At 74.4% G+C, this 21,446-nt stretch carries 16 protein-coding genes; 6 read left to right on the top strand and 10 right to left on the bottom strand.

What is annotated here, in order from left to right; translation table 11 throughout:
- Positions 1-138 precede the first annotated feature (138 nt).
- From ACFZCP_RS15790 to ACFZCP_RS15775, 4 genes are all read right to left on the bottom strand, one after another.
- Positions 139-4,866 (bottom strand): hypothetical protein, encoded by a 4,728-nt coding sequence (locus ACFZCP_RS15790; RefSeq protein WP_391427594.1) that lies wholly within the window; start codon positions 4,864-4,866, stop codon positions 139-141.
- Positions 4,867-4,906: 40 nt separating this feature from the next.
- On the bottom strand, positions 4,907-5,797 hold the full coding sequence (locus tag ACFZCP_RS15785; RefSeq protein ID WP_391427593.1) for a hypothetical protein: 891 nt from the start codon (positions 5,795-5,797) through the stop codon (positions 4,907-4,909).
- Positions 5,798-5,903: 106 nt separating this feature from the next.
- Positions 5,904-7,430 carry a hypothetical protein gene (locus ACFZCP_RS15780; RefSeq protein ID WP_391427592.1) on the bottom strand — a complete coding sequence of 509 codons (1,527 nt, stop codon included), beginning with the start codon at positions 7,428-7,430 and terminating at the stop codon, positions 5,904-5,906.
- A 244-nt stretch (positions 7,431-7,674) separates the two neighbouring features.
- Positions 7,675-8,382, bottom strand: coding sequence for an FCD domain-containing protein (locus tag ACFZCP_RS15775; protein ID WP_391427591.1), 708 nt, complete (start codon positions 8,380-8,382; stop codon positions 7,675-7,677).
- Positions 8,383-8,531: 149 nt separating this feature from the next.
- Between ACFZCP_RS15775 and ACFZCP_RS15770 the strand changes: the two genes are divergently transcribed.
- The 4 genes from ACFZCP_RS15770 to ACFZCP_RS15755 all read left to right on the top strand — a co-directional run bounded on the left by ACFZCP_RS15770 (position 8,532) and on the right by ACFZCP_RS15755 (position 12,217).
- Positions 8,532-9,851 carry an MFS transporter gene (locus tag ACFZCP_RS15770; RefSeq protein WP_391427590.1) on the top strand — a complete coding sequence of 440 codons (1,320 nt, stop codon included), beginning with the start codon at positions 8,532-8,534 and terminating at the stop codon, positions 9,849-9,851.
- An 83-nt stretch (positions 9,852-9,934) separates the two neighbouring features.
- Positions 9,935-10,693: a 5-oxoprolinase subunit PxpA gene (locus ACFZCP_RS15765; RefSeq protein ID WP_391427618.1), complete on the top strand. Its 759-nt coding sequence runs from the start codon at positions 9,935-9,937 to the stop codon at positions 10,691-10,693.
- Positions 10,690-11,307 (top strand): carboxyltransferase domain-containing protein, encoded by a 618-nt coding sequence (locus tag ACFZCP_RS15760; protein WP_391427589.1) that lies wholly within the window; start codon positions 10,690-10,692, stop codon positions 11,305-11,307. The genes ACFZCP_RS15765 and ACFZCP_RS15760 overlap by 4 nt, the downstream gene beginning before the upstream one ends.
- A 40-nt stretch (positions 11,308-11,347) precedes the next feature.
- Complete coding sequence (locus ACFZCP_RS15755; protein ID WP_391427588.1) at positions 11,348-12,217, top strand: 5-oxoprolinase/urea amidolyase family protein; 870 nt, start codon at positions 11,348-11,350, stop codon at positions 12,215-12,217.
- Here the strand turns inward: ACFZCP_RS15755 and ACFZCP_RS15750 are convergent.
- The 5 genes from ACFZCP_RS15750 to ACFZCP_RS15730 all read right to left on the bottom strand — a co-directional run bounded on the left by ACFZCP_RS15750 (position 12,118) and on the right by ACFZCP_RS15730 (position 17,698).
- The gene (locus tag ACFZCP_RS15750; protein ID WP_391427587.1) at positions 12,118-13,086 is read right to left on the bottom strand and encodes a GDSL-type esterase/lipase family protein; all 969 of its coding nucleotides are present in this window, start codon (positions 13,084-13,086) and stop codon (positions 12,118-12,120) included. The genes ACFZCP_RS15755 and ACFZCP_RS15750 overlap by 100 nt on opposite strands.
- Positions 13,083-14,264 (bottom strand): glycosyltransferase, encoded by a 1,182-nt coding sequence (locus tag ACFZCP_RS15745; RefSeq protein ID WP_391427586.1) that lies wholly within the window; start codon positions 14,262-14,264, stop codon positions 13,083-13,085. Before ACFZCP_RS15745 ends, ACFZCP_RS15750 begins: the two co-directional genes overlap by 4 nt.
- Complete coding sequence (locus tag ACFZCP_RS15740) at positions 14,261-15,391, bottom strand: glycosyltransferase (protein WP_391427585.1); 1,131 nt, start codon at positions 15,389-15,391, stop codon at positions 14,261-14,263. The genes ACFZCP_RS15745 and ACFZCP_RS15740 overlap by 4 nt, the downstream gene beginning before the upstream one ends.
- 195 nt (positions 15,392-15,586) lie before the next feature.
- The gene (locus tag ACFZCP_RS15735; RefSeq protein ID WP_391427584.1) at positions 15,587-17,005 is read right to left on the bottom strand and encodes a HEAT repeat domain-containing protein; all 1,419 of its coding nucleotides are present in this window, start codon (positions 17,003-17,005) and stop codon (positions 15,587-15,589) included.
- A gap of 300 nt (positions 17,006-17,305) precedes the next feature.
- Positions 17,306-17,698 (bottom strand): ankyrin repeat domain-containing protein, encoded by a 393-nt coding sequence (locus ACFZCP_RS15730; RefSeq protein ID WP_391427583.1) that lies wholly within the window; start codon positions 17,696-17,698, stop codon positions 17,306-17,308.
- Between the two features lie 266 nt (positions 17,699-17,964).
- On the opposite strand from ACFZCP_RS15730, the gene ACFZCP_RS15725 reads away from it, so the two are divergent.
- Positions 17,965-18,159, top strand: coding sequence for a hypothetical protein (locus tag ACFZCP_RS15725; RefSeq protein ID WP_361120379.1), 195 nt, complete (start codon positions 17,965-17,967; stop codon positions 18,157-18,159).
- A 40-nt stretch (positions 18,160-18,199) separates the two neighbouring features.
- The gene (locus tag ACFZCP_RS15720) at positions 18,200-19,801 is read left to right on the top strand and encodes an ABC transporter ATP-binding protein (RefSeq protein ID WP_391427582.1); all 1,602 of its coding nucleotides are present in this window, start codon (positions 18,200-18,202) and stop codon (positions 19,799-19,801) included.
- 65 nt (positions 19,802-19,866) lie between these two features.
- On the opposite strand, the gene ACFZCP_RS15715 is transcribed toward ACFZCP_RS15720, so the two are convergent.
- Positions 19,867-21,378 (bottom strand): aminotransferase class I/II-fold pyridoxal phosphate-dependent enzyme, encoded by a 1,512-nt coding sequence (locus ACFZCP_RS15715; protein ID WP_391427581.1) that lies wholly within the window; start codon positions 21,376-21,378, stop codon positions 19,867-19,869.
- Positions 21,379-21,446: the final 68 nt, after the last annotated feature.

Below are 21,446 nucleotides of genomic sequence, written 5' to 3'. Positions count from 1 at the left end.
CAGCGGGGCATGACAGTGGGACACGAGGACCTCCTGAGCTTCGGCGGTAGTAGATGTCGCAATCACCGGCGAACCCAGAAGGCCCTCACCCGTTCGAGAACCCAGCACGCGTGTCACCGACGTCCCGGGACAACAGAGCTAGGGCGCGCTCGGCACGGGCTTCCTGAACATCCGGGTCGCCGTGATCTCGCTGTGCACCGCTTCTCCTGCCCGGGGCTGCTGGGGCAGACCGGGCCGGAGGTGCTCCTCCACGCTGATGTACTTCAGGCCCGCCCTGAGGTCGGCGTCGTTGCGCAGCCGGATCACGAGCGGGAACTCGGCCAGTGCGGTCGTGTCGAACAGGCCGGTGGTGTAAAGCAGCTGCACGCCCAGCGCGTCGGACACGGCCCGCTGAAGCTCCAGCAGGTACGTCGCATTGGCGCGTCCGATCGGGTTGTCCAGGAACAGCGTGCCCGCGTGGCGCTGCTTGTCCCGGCCCCGGTCGTTCGACCGGAGCGCGGCCATCGTGCAGTACAGCGCGATGGCGGCGGTGAGCAGCTGCCCGCCGGAGAACACGTCCCCCATCTGCCCGACGGGCACCCGCTCGGCGCGCAGTACGGCGTCGGGCTTGAGGATCTCCACGGCCACGCCCTTCGGCTGGAGCGCCGCCGCCACTCCCCGCAGGAGCAGCGACATGCCGTCGCGGCGCAGGTCGGAGTTCTTCTTCACGGCCGCGCGCGTGGCGTCGTCGATGACCTCGCCGAGCCGTTCGGTGAGCGTCGCCTGGTCGGGCTCCTCGAAGCGGATGCGCAGGAACTCCTGCCCCGACCACTCGCCGAGCCCTTCCGGCAGCCGGGAGAGCCGCTGGGCGGAGCGCAGGGTGGCGAGGGCCGACTCGACCAGTCCCCTGAGCCGGTCCACGATCGAGTCCCGGTTGCGCTCCAGCTGGGCCAGCTCGTCGGTGAGGACGCGCAGCCGGGGCGCGAAGGCGTCCGCCCACTTCTGGGCGTGCTCGGGCAGCGCGGAGGCGGGCAGTTCGCGGATCTGCTGCCGGGCGGGGGTGCGGACCTGCTCGTAGCGCGTGGAGTTGGCGTGCCGGACGAGTACGTCGCTCGCCTCGCGCACGGCCGACTCGGCGGCGGACAGGTCGGCGGCGCAGCCGCGCAGCGAGCGACGGGCCTCGGCGGCCGAGTTGCGGGCCTCCTCAGGGCTGCCCGGGTACGGCTCCGGCTCCTCCTGCTCCTCCTCGGGGGCGTGCTCGCGCAGCAGGTCGCGGAGCATCGCGGCGATCTCGTCGAAGCCGCTTGCCGCGTCCTCGGCGGCCCGGTGCGACTCCAGCATCCCGGCGTGCGCCTCCCGGGCCTCGGTGAGTGCCCCGGTGCGGGCGGCGAGTTCGGTGGTGGCGGTGCGCAGCAGGGCCTGGGCGTGCTCGGCGTCGCGCGGGAGGAGTTCCTCCGTCAGCTCGGTGTGTGCCTCGCCGTCGTCGGGGGCGTGCCGCTCGGCCTCGCCGCGCAGCCGTCCGAGCTGCTCGCTCGCGGTGGACATCCGGGTCTCCAGGAGCTGCACCAGCTCCTCCGCGCGCGCGGCGGCGGCCTGCCGGGAGGGGCCGTCCGAGCCGTCCGGCGACTGCAGCAGCTGTTCGGCGCGGGTGCGGACCTTGTTGCTGAGCCGGTCGAGTTCGGCGCGGGCCGCGCTCTCGTCGCTCTCCGCGCGGGCCTGCTCGGCGCGCAGGTCGGCGTCGACTCCGACCTTCTCGTAGACCTGGGAGGCGGCCCGGTAGGCCTCGCGCAGGGCGGGCAGGGAGGCCTGCGGGGCGTCCGCGCCGTCCTCCGGGACGTCGTCGGGGGCGCCGGCGATCTCGGAGCGCTCGGCGCGCAGCGCACGCGCGGTGCGGCGGGCGTCGTCGGCGGCGCGCTGGGCTGCGCGGCGGTCCTCGTCGGCGGCACGGGCGCGCTCCAGGCAGGTCTGGGCGCGGGCCTCCGACTCGGTGGCCTCGTCGGCGAGTTCGCGCAGTTTCACCTGCCAGCCGGCGCGCTCGCGCAGCCGGAAGGCGAGCCCGGCGAGCGCGTCGGCGGCCCGCCGGGCCTTCTGCGCCGCCTCCTGCCGCTCGTCGCGGATCTGTACGGCCTCGGCGGCGGACTCGTCGGCCTCGGCGCGCGCGGTGCGCGCCTCGGCCAGTTCGGCCTCGGTCTCCTCGGCGAACGCGCGGGCGTCCCGGGCGGCCCCGGCCAGTTCGGTGAGCCGGCCGGCCGGGCAGCCGGTGCGCCAGGAGGCGAGGCGTGCGGCCAGCTCGCGGTCCTTGCCGAGCCGGGCGGCGAGGGCGCGGATCTCCTCGTCGCGCTCGGTGGCCCGCGCGCGCAGCGCCTGCCGCTCCTCGTCGGCGGCGTGTTCGTCGTGCATGGCCGGGTTCGGCGGGACGAGGAAGACGTCGCCGGGGGTGGCATCCGGGGCCGGGGTGGGGGCGAGCAGCGCGGCGGCGGTGCCGACGGCCACGGCGGAGCGCGGCAGCAGGGCGGCGTCGCCGAGCGCCTCGCGGGCCCGTGCGTGCGTGTCCGGGTCGGTGATGATGACGCCGTCGACCAGTTCGGGCCGGGCGGCGAGCACGCGCGCGTGGTCGGCCGGGTCGACGGCCTGCGCGAGGTAGCGCCAGCCGGGCAGCGCGGGGATGCCGTGCTCGCCGAGGAACTCGACGGTGGCCAGCACGTCCGGGCCGGGCGGCAGCAGTCCGCCGTCGCCGAGGGCGCCGAGGATGCGGGCGTCGTCGGCGGCGGCGGTGCGCAGGTCGAACAGGTGCCGCTCGGCGGTCGACACGGCTCCGTCGAGGAGTTCGCGCAGTTCGTCGGCGAAGCGGTCGAGTTCCTCGGGGGTCAGGGCGCTCTCGGCCGCCCGGGCCGCACCGGACACGTCGGTGTCCGCGGCACCGGCACCCGCGCCCGCGCCCGGTGCTTCGGGGCCGTCGGCCGCCGGGCCGGTTCGGCCGTCCGCCGTGTCGTCGGCTCCGGACCGGGGTGCGGGCACTCCGGGCCGTCCGGCGGCGAAGGCGCCCGGCAGGCTGAGCAGTTCCGCGAGCCGTTCCTCCGTCGCGAGGGCCTCGGCGAGACGCTGCTCGGCCTCGTGGGCCCGCACCGCGGCGGTCGCCGCGTCCGCCGCGCGGGCCGCGGTCAGCTCCGCGCGGGACTCCGCCGAGGCAGCCTCGCGCGCGTGCTCGGTCGCCTTGCGGGCGGCCTCCCGGGCCGTGTCCCAGGCGGCCACGGCGGTCTTCTCGGCGTCGCTCGCGGCGAGCGCGGCGCGGGCCGGGTCGGCGTCCGGGGCGCTGTCGTCGAGCCAGCCCGCGCGAACCGCCTCGGCGGTCTCCTGCTCGACCTCCGCGAGGCGCTGGCGCAGGTGACCGGCCTCGCTGCGGGCGCGCTGCGCCTCGGTGGCGGCGGCGGTGGAGTCGCGGTGGGCGCTGTCGCCGGCCTCCTGGAGGGCAGCGGAGCGCTCCTCCCCCTCGTTGGCGAGGGCCTCGGCGCTCCCAGCGGCCGCGTGCAGGGCCCGTACGAGGTCCACGGCGGCCTTGGCACGGGCGGCGAGCGCGGGTGCGGCGTCCCGCTCGGCCTCCTGGATGGCGGCGGACACGCGCGCGACCCGGTCGGCGGCGGCGCGGTGACGCAGCACGACCTCGGCGGCCTGCCAGGCGGAGTGCAGGGTGCGCGCGTCCGCCAGCTCGCGCTTCTGTGCGGCGGCGGACCTCTCGGCGGCGGCGAGCGCCAGGGAGGCGTACCGGTAGGCGAGTTCGGCTGCGATCAGGGAGCTGCGCTCGCGCGCGCCCTCGGAGTGCGTGACCGCGTAGGCGGCGGCCGTGACGCGCTGCGCGAGGTCGGCGGCCCGCACCCGCTCCTGCACGGCCCGTGCGGACAGCCGCCGGGCCAGGGTGCGGGTGCGGCGCTCGGCGCCGGCGTGGACGTCACGCGCACGTGCACGCGCCTCGGCGGCCTCGACGATCCGGCCGAGCAGGTCGACCGAGCCCGCGGTGAAGTCCCGTTCGGCGATCAGCTCGGCGCGTCGGCCCAGCTTGTTGCCGAAGCCGCTGACGAGGTCGGCGAGGCCGTCGGTGTCCCGGGTGTCGGTGACGGCACGCAGCAGCAGGTCGGTGAAGTCGGAGTCCTTCTTGACCGCGAAGAGACCGGCCGCCTCGCCCTCGTCGGCGTTCATCTCCCGCTGGTAGCGGAAGAGTTCGGGGTCCAGGCCGAGGTCGCCGAGGTGCTCGATCCAGCGGTCGTGGATCTCCTCCCAGTGCACCTCCAGATGCGGATAGGCCTTGCCGGCCTCCATGAGGGCGTCACGGAAGCCCTTCATGGTGCGGCGGCGGCCCTGGGCGCCCGAGGCTCCCTCGACGGGCGGCCGTACGGCGGTGGACTCGGCGACCGGCAGGTTGTCCAGGCTGAGTCCGGGGCCGGGCCGGAAGGAGTACCAGGCCTCGGCGAACTTGCGCGGGTCGCTGGAGACCTGACGCCCGCGCCACTCGCTGACCTTGCCGACGACCACGCACTCGCCCGTCTGCACGTGCTGCCATTCCAGCGCGACGTGTCCGCAGTCGTCGGCGAGGAGGAACTTGCGCAGCACGCCGGAGCTCGCGCCGCCGAGCGTGTTGCGGTGGCCCGGCAGCATCACCGAGAAGATCAGCTTCAGCAGCACGGACTTGCCGCCGCCGTTCTCCAGGAAAAGCACGCCCGCGGGCGCGGGGCGGCGCGGCGGGCCGGTCGGCTCCTCCTCGAAGAACTCCGCCTGTGTAGGTGCGGGGTCGGGCACGGGCTCGCCCACGCCCCGCAGGTCAAGCACGGTGTCGGCGTAGCGCGCACCGGCGGGCCCGATGGAGTAGAGGCGGACCCGGGACAGCTCGTACATGGCGGACTCTCGTCAGTCTTCTGGCAGATCGGGGAGGGGTTCAGGAGTGCGACGGCGCGTGGAACGGCAGCCCGGCGTCGGCCACCAGGTCCAGGTCCTCGCTCTCCTCGGCGGGCAGCAGGCTGGCCGTGCCGTCGGTGACCGGGACGACGCCCAGCTCCAGCAGTTCGGCGAGCGCGGCGCTGCCGGCCATGTCGCGCACCTGGAGCTGGTAGCGCGCCGTGGTGCGGTAGGTGCCGCCGTGGTCGTCCCCGGTGCGCTGCAGGAACCCCGAGTCGGTGAGGAAGGACACGGCCTTGGCCACGATGCCGGTGGTGGAGGCGGCCGGGCGGCGCGCGTCCTTGGTGGCGCCGGTCGCGCTGCGTCTGGCCCAGATCCGCCAGGCCGCCTCCAGACCGGGTGCGTCGGTCGCCGGGTCGGTGTTCTCGCCCTGCGCCTCGGCGCGCTCCTCCAGACGGCGGCAGGCCTGCCGGACGAAGGCGTCGACGCCGTTGACGCTGACCCGGCCGATGTAGGCGTCGTCGGCGAGGTCCTCGGGGCGCGGGAACGCCAGCGCGGCGACGGCGAGATGGGCCAGCCCGTGCAGGAACCGGTCCCCGGAGTCGGCGGCGGTGCGACGCGCGTAGTCGCCCATGCGGACGGCGAAAACGGAGTCCTCGGCGGCCGTCACGGCCATGCCCGCGCGCGGGGAGACCTCCAGCACGACGAGTCCGAGACCGGCGGCGACGGCGTCCGCGAGGCGGGCGAACGCCGGATCGTCGCGGTAGCGGCGCAGCAGCTCCGTGTACTCCTGGTCGCGCGCGGGCTGCAGCTTGGGCTGCAACCCGAAGGCGACGAGCCGCGCCGCGTCGGCGGCGTCGGCGGGGGTGACGGCGGCGGTCGCCGGCGCGGCGGGGGTCTCCGCCTCACTCCACTCGACGTGCTCGCTCACGACTGCAACTCCTCGGTCTTGAAAACAGGGCTGGGGGCAGGCTCCCCGAAAGGGGCGCGGGGAACGGCGCGACCAGCCACAACCGGCCTGCACCCGGCAGACGACGTCACGCCGCCTCCGTCCGGTCCGCCGCCATCCCCGCCGCATCCAGCAGCGCGGTGCCCACGATCAGATCGGCGCCGCCGAACTCGGGATCCTCCAGCTCGGTCCCGTCGTCCACGGCGAACAGCAGCTTCTCCTCGCCCTGCCGGTACGCGGTGCCGACCGCCGGGCTGGCCGCGTGCACGGCCAGCAACGCGACCAGGTAGGGCAGATCGGGATCCTGTCTGCGCGCCTGGACCAGCAGCCCGGACAGCCGCCGCGGCGCGTCGGCCGGCAGATCCAGCAGTTCCATGGCCGCGGCCAGCTGGTCCTCGCTGAACCGGCTGTCGTCGGGCGTCGCGATCAGGTCGGGCTCGGGCATCTCCGCGCCCAGGTGCTCCCGCTCCACCGGCGGGGTCAGCAGTACGTCGACGAGGTCGGTCACCCGCACGGACACCGGCGTGCGCAGCCCCGTGCCGCGTGCGAAGAACGCGTCCGTCACCCGGATCGCCTGCTCCAGCGGCAGCGGCAGGACCGGTGCGACCAGGTGGCCGTAGAGGTCCGTTCCGGAGGTGGTCGTGGGGGTGGCGAAGGCCTGCCGGTCCTGTTCGGCGCGGAACAGGGGGCCGGCCTCCAGCAGGCGCGACTGGAGCTGGGTGTGCCGGCGGATGCAGTCCTTGACGATGTCGACCAGCTCGGCGGCGCGGCGCTTGTGCTCGGGCTCCTCGGTCTCGTCGCGGGCCTTGCGGATGTTGGTGAGGATCGCGTTCTCGTGCCGGTAGCGGTCGGCCACGTGGTCCAGCGCCTCGGTGATCATGTCGGGCACGGCGTTGAGCCAGTCCACCGCGCGGACGTTGCGCCGGGTGGCCTCCAGGGCGCGGCGCAGGGTCTCCGAGTACTGGACGGTGCGGTAGCGGGCCTGCTCGGCGGCGAGCTGGGCGTCGGCGAGGCGGCCGCGGTTGATCAGCACTTCCAGCTTGACCTCGGCGGCGATCTGGGCGCTGGTGACGTCGGTGTCCAGGGCGCCGACGAGGACGTTGACGGCTTCGTCGGTGGTGCGGAGGTAGACCGTGCCGCCGGGGCCGGGGACCTCCTCGATCAGCTTGAAGTCGTAGTCGCGGCGGACATAGGTGCCGTCCGACGCGAAGGTGCCGTACACGGCGCGGAAGCCGCGGTCCACGCTGCCGACGTTGATCAGGTTCTCCAGGACCCAGCGGGCCACGCGCTCGTGCTCGGCGGCGGGCCGGTGCGGGGCCTGGGCGGCGATGCGCGGGACGAGCCGGGCCACGATCTGCTCGTGGTCGGCGCCCGTGTCGAAGTCCATGTTCAGGGTGACCAGGTCGATGGCGGCCAGGGCCACCTCGGCCATGCCGTACACCGAGTACTCGCCGGCCAGATTGGCCTTGCGTGCGTCGAGGTCGTGCAGCGGTGCGGTGCAGGCGAGCGCGCGCAGCCGACGCGCCAGCCCCTCGTCGGCGGCCGGCCCCGGTGCTGGGCGCGGCCCCGCGCTGAGCTGGGGCGGAACACGGTCCGTCGGTGCAGGCGAAGTCACGGTGCACAGACTAGGTCCTCGGTCTGACAACAACCCAAACGACGCAGAAGCGACGGCCGTCACAGAGCCTGCGGGAACGGCGGTGGCGGCCCCTCCGGCGAGGCCCGCGAGGCCCCGGTGAGGCCCTCGCCGACCACCCTCGCGGGGCGGTTGCGGCGTCCCTTCCGGCAACGCCTCACGGGGCACCCGCGCCGCTCCCGTCAGCAACGCTCAAGAGGCCCGGCACCAACCCCACCGGCAGCACTCACGAGGCGCCCGGACCGTCCTCGCCCACTCTCCGCAGGTACACCTCGACGACCCTTTCCAGCGAGTCCGCGAGGTAGGTCTGCAGCAGCCGCTCCGCCCCGCCGCGGTCCCCGGCCTGCAGTGCGTGGAGGATCTGGCGGTTGCGGGTGAGGTACGGCTCGTGCAGCCGGCGCGGATCGTCCACGACGTGGAAGGCGAGCCGCAGCTCGGCGAAGACGCTGCGCATCAGCTCGTCGGTGCGCTCGCTGCCGGCCAGCGCGACCAGTTCCCGGTGGAAGTGGATATTGGCCGTACCCACTGCTTTCCAGTCGTTCTCGTGCGTGGCCAGCTGCCCCTCGGTGACGGCGGCGGCGAGGCCGCCGAGGGCGTACGGCGGCTCGCCGAGGCCGCGGACGACGGCGCACTCGACCAGGGTGCGGGTGCGGTAGATGTCCTCGACGTCCTGCACGGTCAGGACCCGCACGAAGACGCCGCGGTTGAGTTCGTGGACCAGCAGGCGCTCGTGGGTGAGCAGCCGGAACGCCTCCCGCAGGGTGTTGCGGGAGACCCCGAGCGCGCCGCCGATGGCGTCCTCGGACAGGCGGGTGCCTGGCGGGAAGTACCCCTCGGCGATGCGGCTCCTGAGGATGTCGGAGACCCGTTCGGCGGTGCTGGTGCGCCCCAGGAGAGCGCGGTCGTCGGCCAGTCCCGTCAGCTGCTCTGCCATGCCCGGAATTCAATCGCAGACCCGGGAACGAAACAACGCAGGTATTGAAGGATCGTTGAACGATCCTCTACGGTACTCCGCACGGTACGGCTTCCGCACGGCACTGCTCAGTTCTCCGCACCCTCCGTCCCTCTCTCTGCGAGGTGCCCATGAGCACGACCCCTCCGCCACGCTCCGCCGCCTCCGGCACACGACCGGCACACGACGAACGCACCGCCGAGGACGGCGCGTTCGGCTGGCTGCGGGCCCTCGGCCCGAACGGCCGGCGCGCCTTCGCCGGCGCTTTCGGCGGATACGCCCTTGATTCCTACGACTACTTCACGCTGCCGCTGAGCATGGTGGCGCTCTCGGCGTACTTCGGCCTGGACAGCGGCCAGACCGGTCTGTTCACCACCGTCACGCTGGTGGTCTCGGCGGTCGGCGGTGCCGCGGCGGGTGTGGTGGCGGACCGCGTGGGCCGGGTGCGGGCCCTGATGATCACGGTGATCACCTACGCCGTCTTCACCGTGGCCTGCGGCTTCGCACCGAACTACGAGATGCTGCTGGTCTTCCGTGCCCTGCAGGGCCTCGGCTTCGGCGGCGAGTGGGCGGTCGGGGCGATCCTCGTCGCCGAGTACGCGAGCGCCCGGCACCGGGGCCGCACCCTCGGCGCGATCCAGAGTTCCTGGGCGGTCGGCTGGGCGCTGGCCGCGATCGTCTACACGGTGGTCTTCTCCTTCGCGGGCGACGACCTGGCCTGGCGCATCATGTTCTGGACCGGAGCCCTGCCCGCGCTCCTCGTGGTGTGGGTGCGCCGCCGGGTGCACGACGCACCCGAGGCGACGGCGGCCCGCGAACAGAGCCCGCGGCGCGGCTCGTTCACCGCGATCTTCCGCCCCGCCTCGGACGGCGATCCGGGTCTGCTGCGCACGACGGTCTTCGCGGGGCTGCTGTCCACGGGCGTGCAGGGCGGGTACTACACGCTGGCGACCTGGGTGCCGACGTACCTGAAGACGGAGCGCGGACTGTCCGTCGTCGGCACCGGCGGCTATCTGGCCTTCCTGATCTCCGGTGCCTTCCTCGGTTACCTGACCGGCGGCCACCTGACCGACCGGCTGGGCCGGCGCCCCACCATCTGGCTGTTCGCGCTGCTGTCGGCGGTCTGCATCCTGGCCTACACGAACATCCCGCACGGCGCCGACACCCTGCTGCTGGTGCTCGGTTTCCCGCTGGGCTTCTGCATGTCGGCGATCTTCAGCGGCTTCGGCTCCTACCTGAGCGAGCTGTACCCGACGGCGGTGCGCGGCACCGGGCAGGGCTTCACCTACAACACGGGGCGCGCGGTGGGCGCGGTCTTCCCCACCCTGGTGGGCTTCCTGGCCGACAGCTGGGGCGTGGGCGGCGCGCTGGTCTTCGGCGCGATCGGCTACGGCGTGGCCGCGCTGGCGCTGCTCGGGCTGCCGGAGACGCGCGGGAAGGAACTCGCGTGATGCGCGCGGACCGCACCGGCGGCGACCGGCCCGTGGCACGCGTCGACGCGCACGCGCGCGCGTGGCGGCCGGACACCCGGACCGTGACTGTGATCGATCTCAACGCCGACCTCGGCGAGGGCTTCGGCCGCTGGCGGCTGACCGACGACGAACAACTGCTGTCCGTCGTCACCAGCGCCAACGTGGCCTGCGGATTCCACGCCGGGGACGCGGCCACCATGCGCCGGGTGTGCGAGCTCGCCGTCGGGCGGGGGGTGACGATCGGCGCGCAGGTCTCCTACCGGGACCTCGCCGGCTTCGGGCGCCGCGCGATGGACGTGCCGCCCGCCGAGCTGGCGGCCGAAGTGGCCTACCAGATCGGCGCCCTGGAGGTGTTCGCCCGCGCGGCCGGCGCGCGCGTGGCGTACGTCAAACCGCACGGCGCGCTCTACAACCGGGTCGTGCACGACGAGGAGCAGGCGCACGCGGTGGTCGACGGCGTGCTCCTGGCGGACGCCTCGCTGCCGGTCCTGGGCCTGCCCGGCTCACGCCTGCTGGAGCTGGCCGGGAAGGCGGGCCTGCCCGCCGTCCCGGAGGCGTTCGCCGACCGCGCCTACACCGACGAGGGCACCCTGGTGCCGCGCGGCCGGGACGGTGCCGTGGTGACCGACCCGGACGCGGTCGTGGAGCGTTCCGTGAGCCTCGCACGCTTCGGCACGGTGGTCGCGCACTCCGGCGCGCGCATCCGGATGCGCGCCCGCTCGCTGTGTCTGCACGGCGACACGCCCGGCGCGGTGGAACTGGCCCGCCGGGTGCGCGAGCAGCTGGTGGCGTCGGGCGTGCGGGTGGAGGCCTTCGTATGAGGGTGTTGCAGGTCGGCGAGGACGCACTGCTCGTGGAGGTCTCCTCGGGTGCGCAGGCGCAGGCCCTGCACGAGGGGCTGCTGCGCCTGCGCGCCGAGGGCTCCCTGGCCGTCCGCGAGATCGTTCCGGCGGCGCGCACGGTCCTGCTCGACGGCCTGGCCGATCCGGCCCGCTGGGCATCCGAACTGGCCTCTTCGCACCTGCCTCCCGCTCGCCCGCGCGCGCGTGAGTCGATCGAGCTGCCAGTGCGCTACGACGGTCCGGACCTCGCCGGGGTCGCCGCCCAGTGGCAGGTGTCCGAGCGCGACGTGGCCCGGATCCACGCGGGCACCGAGTTCACGGTGGCCTTCTGCGGGTTCGCGCCCGGCTTCGGCTATCTCACCGGGCTGCCCGCCCGGTACGGCGTCCCGCGCCGGGCCACTCCCCGCACGGCCGTCCCGGCCGGTGCCGTGGCGCTGGCGGGGCCGTACACGGGCGTGTACCCGCGTTCCTCGCCGGGCGGCTGGCAGCTGATCGGCACGACGGAGGCGGTGCTGTGGGACCACGCGCGGGAACCGGCCGCGCTGCTCTCACCGGGCACGCGCGTGCGCTTCGTACCGATGGAGGGTGCATGACCGTCCGACCGTGCACGCGGCACGTTCCCCCGCAGGACGCATGACCGACCGTGCGCTCGTCGTCGTGCGGGCCGGGGCCCTGACCACCGTGCAGGACCGCGGGCGGCCCGGGTACGCGCACCTCGGCGTGCCCCGCTCCGGGGCGCTCGACCCGCAGGCGGCGGCCCTGGTCAACCGGCTGGCCGGCAATCCGCCGGACGCGGCCGTCCTGGAGACCACGCTCAACGGCTGTGCGCTGCGCCCGCGTTCCCGCGTGACCGTGGCGGTCGGGGGCGCGCCGTGCCCGGTGCGGGTGGGCGGCCGCCCGGCGGCGTGGGGCGCCCCGGTGCTGGTACCGGCCGGTGAAGTGCTGGAGGTGGGAACGGCCGTGGCCGGGGTGCGCTCCTACGTGGCCGTCCACGGCGGCATCGCCGTCGAGCCGGTCCTCGGCAGCCGCGCCACCGACCTGCTGTCCGGTCTGGGCCCGGCGCCGCTCGCGGACGGCACGGTGCTGCCGCTCGGCACCCCGGCGGGTCCTGCCGCGCGCGTGGACGTCGTCCCGCAGCCGCGGCCGCCGGACGAGCTGGTGCTCCGGGTGGCCCTGGGGCCGCGGGACGACTGGTTCACGGCGCGCTCGGTCCGGGACCTCACCACGCGCGCGTACCGGGTGTCCCCGGCGAGCAACCGGATCGGCCTGCGGACGGAGGGACCCGCCCTGGAGCGGGCCCGGCCCGGTGAACTGCCGAGCGAGGGCATGGTGCTCGGCGCGGTCCAGGTCCCGCCGGACGGGCGTCCCGTGGTCTTCCTGGCCGACCACCCGACCACCGGGGGCTACCCGGTGATCGCCGTGGTCCGCGCGGCCGATCTGTCCGCCGCCGCACAGGCGGTGCCGGGCACCACCGTCAGGTTCGTGGCCGTACGGCGCCGCTGAGCCTCGGCGTCGTCAGGAGCTGCCCGCGGCGGCCCGGCCACCGGCAGGGCGGCCAGTGCCGCGGACACCGCGGCACTGGCGCGCACGTCGAGGCGCGCGCTGGTGCCCCGAGCGCGGTGCCTCATCTCGTCGGCGGCCAGCTGGAGCAGCTGCGGCAGCAGGTCCTTGCACCGCCTGACCACCCAGGCGGTGCCCGCGGTGGCCAGCCACAGCAGGCTCGCCGACCGCGTCGGGGCGGGGAACTGCGGTTCGGCGGACGGCATCGCGCCCGTCCCCATCCCCGCCTGTGTGAGCAGGCCGTGGAAGCGGACGGCCAGCTGCCGGTGACCGCGCTCGCCCGGGTGCAGCCGGTCCGCGCTCCACAAGTCGCGATCGGTGAGCCATGCGCCCTCCGAGGCGTGCAGGTGGACGGCGCCGTACCGGTCGGACAGCGCATGGACCACCGCGTTGACGGCCCGCTGCCTGCGGGCCAGCGGACGGGCCAGAGCGGCCGGGAGCCGCAGCATCGCGCCGGGATCGGGCAGACAGGCGGTGAGCAGGGTCGCCCCCTGCCTGGTGAAGGCCGCGTACACCTGGTCGAGCCGGGCGGCGACGGCGTGGATGTCGAAGGTGGCGCGCAGGGTGTCGTTGACGCCGATGACCACGGCCACCAGGTCGGGGTGGAGCGCGAGTCCGGCGGGGGTCTGCCGCTCCATCACGTCCCGCGTCTGCGCGCCGCTGACGGCGAGATTGGTGAACTCCACGCTCTCGGGGTCCGGTGCGAGGCCGCCGGCCAGCAGCGCGGCCCAGCCCCGCCAGCCGTCCCCGACGGGATCGCCCACGCCCTCGGTCAGCGAGTCGCCGAGGGCCACGAAGCGGACGGCTCTCATGCCACGCCCTCCCGGGCGGCGGGACGGGCCTGGGTGGCGTCGCGCCGGAGCACCTCCGCGTCGTGGGCCGCGAGGAAGGCCTCCACGGCCGCCGCCCACCCGAAACACTCCGCACGCGCGCGTGCGGCCTCCCGCCGCTCGTGCTCGGGGCGCGACAGGAGGAGTTCCACGGCGTCCGCGAACGCCTCCCCGCGGTCGGACGCCGTCGCGCCCGCGGACCCGATCACCTCGGACAGCGCGGACGACGCGCTCGCCACCACGGGCGTCCCACACGCCATGGCCTCCAGTGCGGCCAGGCCGAAGGTCTCGGCCGGCCCCGGGGCCAGGCACACGTCGGCGGACGCCTGGAGGGCGCCCAGCACGGACCGGTCGGAGACGTGCCCCAGGAAGGTCACCGGTAGCCCGCGCTCGCGCGCACGCTGCTCCAGCCGTATGCGCAGCGGACCGTCCCCGGCCACCACCAGCACGGCCTGCCGCCCGCGCCGCAGCAGGGCCTCCAGGGCGTCCAGGGCCGTGCCGGGCCGCTTCTCCACCGACAATCGGGAGCACATCACGAGCAGTGCCTCGGGCACGCGCGCGTGCAGGGCGCGCATCCGCTCGTCGCGCAGCGTGGGATGCCGTTCCATCAGGTCGACCCCCAAAGGAGCGCGCACGACGTTGCGCGCCCCGATGCGGACGAACTCGCGCTCGGCGAACTCCGTGGTGCACACGATGCGCGAGTAGACGTGCGCGGTACGGGTGTTGAGGGCGTCGGCGGCCCGGCGGGAGAGGTTCTCGGACAGGCCCCAGGTGCGCAGCACGCCGTCGGCGGTCTCGTGGGAGACCATCACGGCGGGCACCCGGGCGCGCCGGGCCCAGCGGCCGGTCCAGCGCAGGGTCGTACGGTCCGAGACCTCCAGGCGGTCGGGGGCCAGCTCCTCCAGGAGCGCGGCGACGCGCCGCTTGTCGGTCAGGACGCGGTAGCCGCCCGTGCCGGGCAGCAGCGGTCCGGGCAGCGTGATGACCCGGCCCTGCTCGGTGTCGCGGTCGGTGTACCGCTCGCCCGGCACGACGAGCACCGGCTCGTGGCCCGCGGCGAGGAAGCCCCGGCCCAGTTCGCGCAGGGCGGTGCGCAGGCCTCCGGAGGACGGGGCGACGAAGTTGGCGAGCCGCACGATGCGCAGCGGAGTGCCGGTCATACCGCCACCGCCGTCCTGCGTGCCGCGAGCACGTCTTCGTAGTGCGCGATCAGCTGGTCACCGACGGCGGCCCAGGTACGGCCCTCGACCGTGGCCCGCGCGGCGGCACCGTACGCGGTCCGCAGGCCGGCGTCGGCGGCCAGGGTGCGCACGGCCTCCCGCACGGCGTCCGCGTCGCGCGGCGGGACGAGCAGCCCGGTGCGGCCGTGGTCGACCAGGTCGAGCGGACCGCCGGCGGCGGGGGCGACCACCGGGACCCCACTGGCCATGGCCTCCTGGACGGTCTGGCAGAAGGTCTCGAAGGGACCGGTGTGCGCGAACACGTCCAGAGAGGCGAAGATCCGGGCGAGCTCGTCGCCGGTGCGGCGGCCGAGGAAGACCGCGCCGGGCAGGGCCTCGGTGAGGTGCGCGTGGCTGGGCCCGTCGCCCACGACCACGACCCGTACGCCGTCCAGGCCGCAGACTCCGGCGAGGAGTTCGACGTGCTTCTCGGGGGCGAGCCGGCCGACGTAGCCGACGATCAGCTCGCCGTTCGGGGCGAGCTCACGGCGCACCGCATCGTCACGGTGGTCCGGCCGAAAACGGACGGTGTCCACGCCCCGCTGCCACAGCCGTACGCGGGGCACGCCATGCGTCTCCAGGTCGTTCATGGCAGCGCTGGACGGTGCCAGGGTGCGGTCGGCGGCGGAGTGCACGGAGCGGATCCGGCGCCAGGCGGCCGCCTCGCCGGCACCCATGTAGGTGCGGGCGTAGCCCGCCAGGTCGGTCTGGTAGACGGCGACGGCGGGGATGCCGAGCCGGGCGGCGGCCGCCATGCCGCGGACGCCGAGGACGAAGGGACTTGCCAGGTGAACAACGTCGGCACGGTGCTCGGTGAGCGCCGCGGCCAGGCGCCGGCTGGGCAGCGCGACGCGCACCTGGGGGTAGCCGGGGAGCGGGAGGGAGGGGACACGGACGACGGGACACGGCGCCTCGAGGGCGTCGGCCTTGGTGCCGGGCGCGGGGGCCGGGGCGACGACGAGCGGGAGGTGGCCGCGATCCACGAGGTGCCGGGCAGTCTGGAGCGCGCAGTGAGCAACGCCGTTCACATCGGGGGGAAAGGATTCGGTCACGATGACGACACGCATACGGGAGTTGTCGCCGCGCAGGACGTGGCCGCGTCAACGTCGATCTTTCCGGTGGGGGAACGTCCCATGAGCGTTGGCCTGCACACCCGAGCAGGTCAGACGGCCGTCATGACCGGCTGACCTCCGGGTCACCCCGCGTTCACCCGACGGGCGGTCTCCCGCCCGTCCCGTCCGTGCGCGACGGTGCCGGTGAGGTCACATGGTCCCGGCGTCCGGGCCGATGCGACTGCGGACCGCCGTCTGCACCTCGTCCTCCTCGGCCGGGTCGGCGGCGAGGCGGCGCAGGCGCTCGACGACCCGGGCGTCACCGGTCTCGGCGTGCCGGGCGGCGATCTCGCGGGTGGTCTCCTCGCAGTCCCACAGGCATTCGACGGCGAAGCCGGTGGCGAAGGAGGGATCGGTGGAGGCCAGGGCGCGGGCGGCACGTCCGCGCAGGTGGGAGGAGGCCGTCTCCCGGTAGATGTGGCGCAGGACGGGGGCGGCGCAGGTGATGCCGAGCCGTCCGGTGCCGTCGACCAGGGTCCACAGGGTGGGTGCGTCGGGGCCCTCGCCGCGAACGGCCTCGCGCAGGGCGCCGAGGACCAGATCGCGGTCCTGGGCTCCGCCGCGGCAGGCCAGCATGCGTCCGGCGGCGGCGCCGAGGGTGTCGGGGCGCTGGGCCCAGCCACGCGCGCGGTCGACGGCGGCGATGCTGCGCATCCGCTCGAAGGCGTCGACGGCGGCCTCGACGACGAACGTCGCCCCGTCGGCGACGGCGGCCTCGATCAGATCGAGGGCGTCGGGGTCGTTGCTGTCGGCGAGATAGCGCAGTGCGGTGCAGCGGGCGCCGTCCGTGCCGGTCCTGGCGGCCTGGAGGATCTCCGGACGGTCCTCGGGGCCGGCCACGGCGCCCAGACAGCGGGCGGCCGGCACATGGAGGGCGGCGCCGCGTTCGATGCCCTGCTGGGCCCACTCGAAGACGGCTCGTACGCTCCACCCCGGGCGGGGCCCGGTGGGCCGCATCTGGCGCTGCCAGCGGTCGAAACAGCCGGTCTCCTGCGCGGCACGCACACGCGTGGCGATCGATTCGCGCGCATCTTCGGCCCACAGCCGCCAGGGCCTCGGCTCGAAGGCGTCGCGCACGGCGACGGCCAGCTCGGCCTCGCCCTCGGGATCGGTGGCGAAACGGGCCAGGACGGGGGCGGCGAGGGCGCGCAGGCCCGCGTCGTCGTCCCTGAGGGCCAGCTCGTCCAGGGCCCAGGCCCAGTTGGAGCCGTGGGCGGCGTACCTGCGCAGCAGTTCGAGCGCGTCCCGCCTGCCGTAGGAGGCGAGGTGTCCGAGGACGGCCAGGGCGAGGCCGGTACGGGACTCCTCGGAGTCGAGGACGTCCTCGGGGTCGAACAGATGCGCCTCGATGGCGTCCAGCTCGCCGTTCAGGTCGAGGTAGAGCCGGGCGTAGTACAGGGAGCGGTTCTCCACCTGCCAGTCGTGGCGGGGGTCGCGGAGAACGCAGTGGTTCAGGGCCGCGAGCGCTTCGGCGCGCGGGGCGGTGAGCGCGTGCAGCGTGCCGTCGCCACGGCCGCGCTGGAGCAGCCCGAGCAGCGTACCGCTGGGCGCTATGACCGGATCGAACATGGGAAACAGCCTCACATCAAGCGTCGACGCAACCGGGGAACATGCACTACCTGGCCGCGTGACACAACGTCGGAGCGCCCGCCGTCTCTTGCTTGCTGTAGACCATCTCTCTCTGCCTCTCGTCGGTGGCCCATGCGGACCGCATCACGGCCCGCGCGGTGCGGCAACACCTGCCCGGCCATCGCGTCCGTGAATCACGTCGTCATGATGACCCGCGGTGTGTGCTGCCGCGACCGTATTTCCGGCGGCCCTGTACCGCCTCCCCCGTTTTCCGTGTCGTACCTGGTCAGGATGGATGCATCACTGCGCGCCGAACAGTTCCAGAAGTTCCGTCTTGGCGAACATGCGCGCCGTGTCCACGGCCGAGGGAGTACCCGCGGCCGGGTCGGCGCCGCCCTCCAGGAGGGCCTTGATCACTTCGGTCTCACCCTTGAAGACCGCGCCCGCGAGCGGGGTCTGGCCTCGGTCGTTGATGCGGTCCGCCTCCGCACCCCGGGCGAGCAGGGCGCGTACCGCGTCGGCGTGACCGTGATAGGCGGCGAGCATCACGAGCGAGTCGCCACGGTCGTTGGTGAGGTTGGCCGGAACGCCCGCGTCGACGTACGCCACCAGGTCCTCCGTCCGCCCCTGCCGGGCCAGATCGAAGATCTTGGTCGCCAGCTCCACGACCTCGGGGTCGGGGGCTTCACTCATGGACCGGACCGCCTCTCATTACAACCGTTCAGGTGAATCGCAAGGGTACTGGCTCATGCCTCACATGACCCGTTGTGCCCGAGGTAAAGATCACTGCAGAGCCCGCGGGACGCAAGCGCCCTGCCCCACCGGACCATGCCCGGCTCCGCCGTTCGGGGGAAATGTGCCGGTCTTCACCCGGTTGCACCTTTTATCGTATAGACACATCCTGTGATCCTGGAAGTACTCATGGTGACTGTCCCCCTCCCGACACCAGGAGACCTCAAATGATCCTCTCCATCTCAGGCGTCATGCTCCTCGGCGTAGTCGTCTTCCTCTTCTTCCGCAAGGACGGCCTCAAGGGCACGCACGCGTGCACGTCGGCCCTCTTCGGCTTCTACCTGGCCAGCACGGGCATCGCCCCCAGCATCAAGGCGGGCGGCGAGAGCCTGGCAAGCCTCCTCGGCGGCATCAAGTTCTGACGCCGCCCGTCCCGCCCGTACGCACCACCAGGAGACAGCAGTGGCCCGGCGCCCTCTCCCCCGCATTCTGAGCAAAGACAGCGCGCAGATCGCCCGGATGCAGATCGCCCGGAGCCGGGAGCTGGCCCGGACGGCGGCCGACAGCGCCACCGACGTCCTCCACCCGCTGATCACCATCTCGCGCGGGCTGCGCCGGCTGGCCTCGGTCGCCCGGAGCAAATGGGCCGAGACACCCAAGGACAAGCGCGGGCCGCTGCTGTTCCTGACGGCCTCCGTGATCCTGGTCGTGTCGTTGATGCCGTACGGGCCGCTGCTCGCCGCCATCACCGTGATGGCGGCGGCCGCCTGGCACGGCCGCGACCGCACACCACCGGCGCCCGAAGGTCCGGACGAGTCGCAGACCGAGCGGCTGCGGTCCCTGTACGAGGCCCTGGTGCCGTACTTCTCCACCGCCGAGGATCCGGCACCGCTGTACGCGCACGGCGGGGAGTGGGAAAAGGCCTTCGCCGAGCACGAGTTCAACGACGCCGGGCGCGTGGGCCACCTCGTGATCCGCTACCCCGCGTACTTCCCCGACGGGGAGCCCGAGGCCCGCGCGCGGATCGAGCATCTGCTCACCACGAAGGCCGGGCGGGGCCGCGAGTACCACTTCGAATGGGACGAGGAGGGCAACCGGCTGACGGTCACCGCCCTCGCCCCGCTCCCCACCGGCATCGCCGCCCAGCACTTCGTCACCGCGCCGGGCGAGACCGTCCTCGGCTTCACCGATCCGAGCGAGGTGCAGCGCACACTCCCCCTCTCCTACGGGGAGGAACACTGCGACGTACCGCCGGTCGTCTGGCGGACGGGCCTGCGCTCCACCGAGCCGCACCTGCTGGCCATGGGCCACCCCGGCAGCGGCACCTCGACCCTGCTGCGCTCGATCGCCCTGCAGGCCCTGCGGTACGGCGACGTCCTGATCGTCGACGGCGGCGGCACCGGTGAGTACGCCTGTCTGATCGGCCGGGACGGCGTGCTGGCCGTGGAGTGTGCGCCGACCGGGGCGCTGGCCAGCCTGGAGTGGGCCGCGCAGGAGACCGAGCGGCGGCTGGTCGCCGTCAACCGGGCGCGGCAGGCGGGCGATCCGCCGCCCGAGGACACCCGGCGGCCGCTGTGGATCCTCCTGGACCGCCCGACCGTCTTCACCCACCTCGCCGCGGCGGACGAGCGCAGGGATCCGCAGACGCTGCTCCAGGTGCCGCTGCGGCACGGCCGTGCGGCGAACGTGACCGTGGCCGTGGCCGAGCAGTTCGACAGCACGGACGTCCTGAGCGACGTGGTGCGGCAGCACACGCGGGCGCGGGTCGTCCTGGGGCCCGCGACGCCCGGGCAGGTGGCCGCGGTGCTGGGAGTGCCGCCGCACACGACGCCGCTGGCCCAGATGCCTCCGGGACGGGGCTACGCCCGGCTGGGGTCCGGTGCGGTGCACCGGCTCCAGGTGCCGTCGACGCCGGACCCGTACGACGATGCGACCAGCGAGGCGGACCGGCAGGCCGTGCTGGGGCTGCTGCCGCCGCGGGCGACCGCGGGCGAGGCCGAAGCCGCGACCGCGGTCGAGACCGAAACGCTGCCCGCGCAGGCCGTGACGGCCGAGAGCACCTGAGCGACCCGGCACCGGGGCCGGGCACCTGGGCCGGTCGACGGGGCCGCCACCCGCGCGTGCGGGCCTTACGCCACGAACGTCCGCGGCGCCTCCGCGCCCCCGGTCGCCGCCCCCGACTCCACGAGGCGGGCCGCTGCCGCCAGCCTCACCGCCGCCTCCTCGGCGACCGCTCCGCCGACCGTGAACGGGAGCCGCACGTAGCCCTCGAAGGCGCCGTCCACGCCGAAGCGGGGCCCCGAAGGGACACGGACACCGACCCGCTCCCCCGCCTCGGCCAGCCTCGATCCCGACAGGCCGCCCGCGCGGACCCACAGGGTCAGCCCGCCGCGGGGGACCTCGAACTCCCAGCCGGGCAGTTCACGGCGTACCGCGGCCACCAGGGCGTCGCGGTTCTCCCGGGCCTGAGCGCGTCGCAGGTCGACCGCCTGCTCCCAGCCTCCCGTGCTGAACAGCCAGTTCACGGCCAGCTGCTCCAGGACCGGGGTGCCGAGGTCCGCATACGCGCGGGCCGCGACCAGGCTGCGGATCACGTCCGGGGCCGCCCGCACCCAGCCGATCCGCATGCCGGCCCAGAACGCCTTGCTCGCCGAACCGACCGTGATGACGGTGGAGCCGGCCGGGTCGAAGCCGCAGACCTGACGCGGCATTCCGGCGTCCCCGAGCTCCTCGTCGAGCCACAGCTCGTGCATCGTCTCGTCGGCGACGAGGACGGTCCCCGCCGAGCGGGCCGCGTCCACCAGCCGGCGCCGCTGGTCCTCGTCGGCGAGCGCCCCGGTCGGGTTGTGGAAGTCGGCGACGACGTAGGCGAGGCGGGGCGCGGCCTCGCGCAGGACCTGACGCCAGCGGTCCAGGTCCCAGCCGGTCAGCCCCTCGGCCATCGCGACGGGCACGAGCCGCGCACCCGCCTCCCGCATCAGCTGGAGGATGTTGGCGTAGGACGGCGACTCGACGGCGATGCGTTCACCACGGCCCGCGAACAGGTGACAGATCGCGTCGATGGCGCCCATCGCCCCGGTCGTCACCATGATCTGCTCGGGCATCGTGGGAATCCCACGCGCGGTGTAGCGCTCGGCGATCATCGAGCGGAGGGCCGGCAGCCCGGCCGGATAGTCGCCGTGCGTGTGGGCGTAGGGAGGCAGCTCTTCCAGCGCGCCCTGGACGGCACGGGTGAGCCACGGCTCGGGAGCCGGCAGCGAGGCACAGCCCAGGTCGATCACCGAGCCGAGCGCCTCCGGGGGCAGCGGTTCCAGGCCGCGCGCGGGAAGCGGGTTGCCCGCCGGTACGGCGGTCCAGCTGCCCGCGCCGCGCCGGGACTCCAGGAAGCCCTCCGTGCGCAGCGCCTCGTAGGCGGCGGCGACCGTGGTGCGGCTGACGGAGAGGGCGAGGGCGAGTTCACGCTCGGCGGGAAGGCGGGCCGCCACGGGGACGCGCCCTTCGAGCACCAGCAGCCGGACGCCGTCGGCGAGGGCGCGGTAGGCGGGCGGGCGGCGGGTGCCGGGGCCGGCCGGGCGTTCCTGCTGGGAGTTCAGGAGCCGGGCCAGCTGGGCGGCCCCCATCGCTGAGGTCCACTGCGCCATGACGATCAGTCCACCTTCCCCGAATTGGCCATGGATCGGATTTCGTCCCAAGCCACAGAGTGTCACGC

Source organism: Streptomyces sp. NPDC007971 (assembly GCF_042958635.1).
Taxonomy (GTDB): domain Bacteria; phylum Actinomycetota; class Actinomycetes; order Streptomycetales; family Streptomycetaceae; genus Streptomyces.
This window is presented reverse-complemented; position numbering and strand designations above follow the sequence as displayed.

Excerpts from the sequence above, each read along its gene's own strand:
- ACFZCP_RS15790 (WP_391427594.1), bottom strand. The coding sequence starts at position 4,866 with ATGTACGAGCTGTCCCGGGTCCGCCTCTACTCCATCGGGCCCGCCGGT.
- ACFZCP_RS15755 (WP_391427588.1), top strand. The coding sequence starts at position 11,348 with ATGACCGACCGTGCGCTCGTCGTCGTGCGGGCCGGGGCCCTGACCACC.
- ACFZCP_RS15730 (WP_391427583.1), bottom strand. The coding sequence starts at position 17,698 with ATGAGTGAAGCCCCCGACCCCGAGGTCGTGGAGCTGGCGACCAAGATC.
- ACFZCP_RS15770 (WP_391427590.1), top strand. The coding sequence starts at position 8,532 with ATGAGCACGACCCCTCCGCCACGCTCCGCCGCCTCCGGCACACGACCG.
- ACFZCP_RS15740 (WP_391427585.1), bottom strand. The coding sequence starts at position 15,391 with ATGCGTGTCGTCATCGTGACCGAATCCTTTCCCCCCGATGTGAACGGC.
- ACFZCP_RS15745 (WP_391427586.1), bottom strand. The coding sequence starts at position 14,264 with ATGACCGGCACTCCGCTGCGCATCGTGCGGCTCGCCAACTTCGTCGCC.
- ACFZCP_RS15735 (WP_391427584.1), bottom strand. The coding sequence starts at position 17,005 with ATGTTCGATCCGGTCATAGCGCCCAGCGGTACGCTGCTCGGGCTGCTC.
- ACFZCP_RS15775 (WP_391427591.1), bottom strand. The coding sequence starts at position 8,382 with ATGGCAGAGCAGCTGACGGGACTGGCCGACGACCGCGCTCTCCTGGGG.
- ACFZCP_RS15750 (WP_391427587.1), bottom strand. The coding sequence starts at position 13,086 with ATGAGAGCCGTCCGCTTCGTGGCCCTCGGCGACTCGCTGACCGAGGGC.
- ACFZCP_RS15725 (WP_361120379.1), top strand. The coding sequence starts at position 17,965 with ATGATCCTCTCCATCTCAGGCGTCATGCTCCTCGGCGTAGTCGTCTTC.
- ACFZCP_RS15715 (WP_391427581.1), bottom strand. The coding sequence starts at position 21,378 with ATGGCGCAGTGGACCTCAGCGATGGGGGCCGCCCAGCTGGCCCGGCTC.
- ACFZCP_RS15760 (WP_391427589.1), top strand. The coding sequence starts at position 10,690 with ATGAGGGTGTTGCAGGTCGGCGAGGACGCACTGCTCGTGGAGGTCTCC.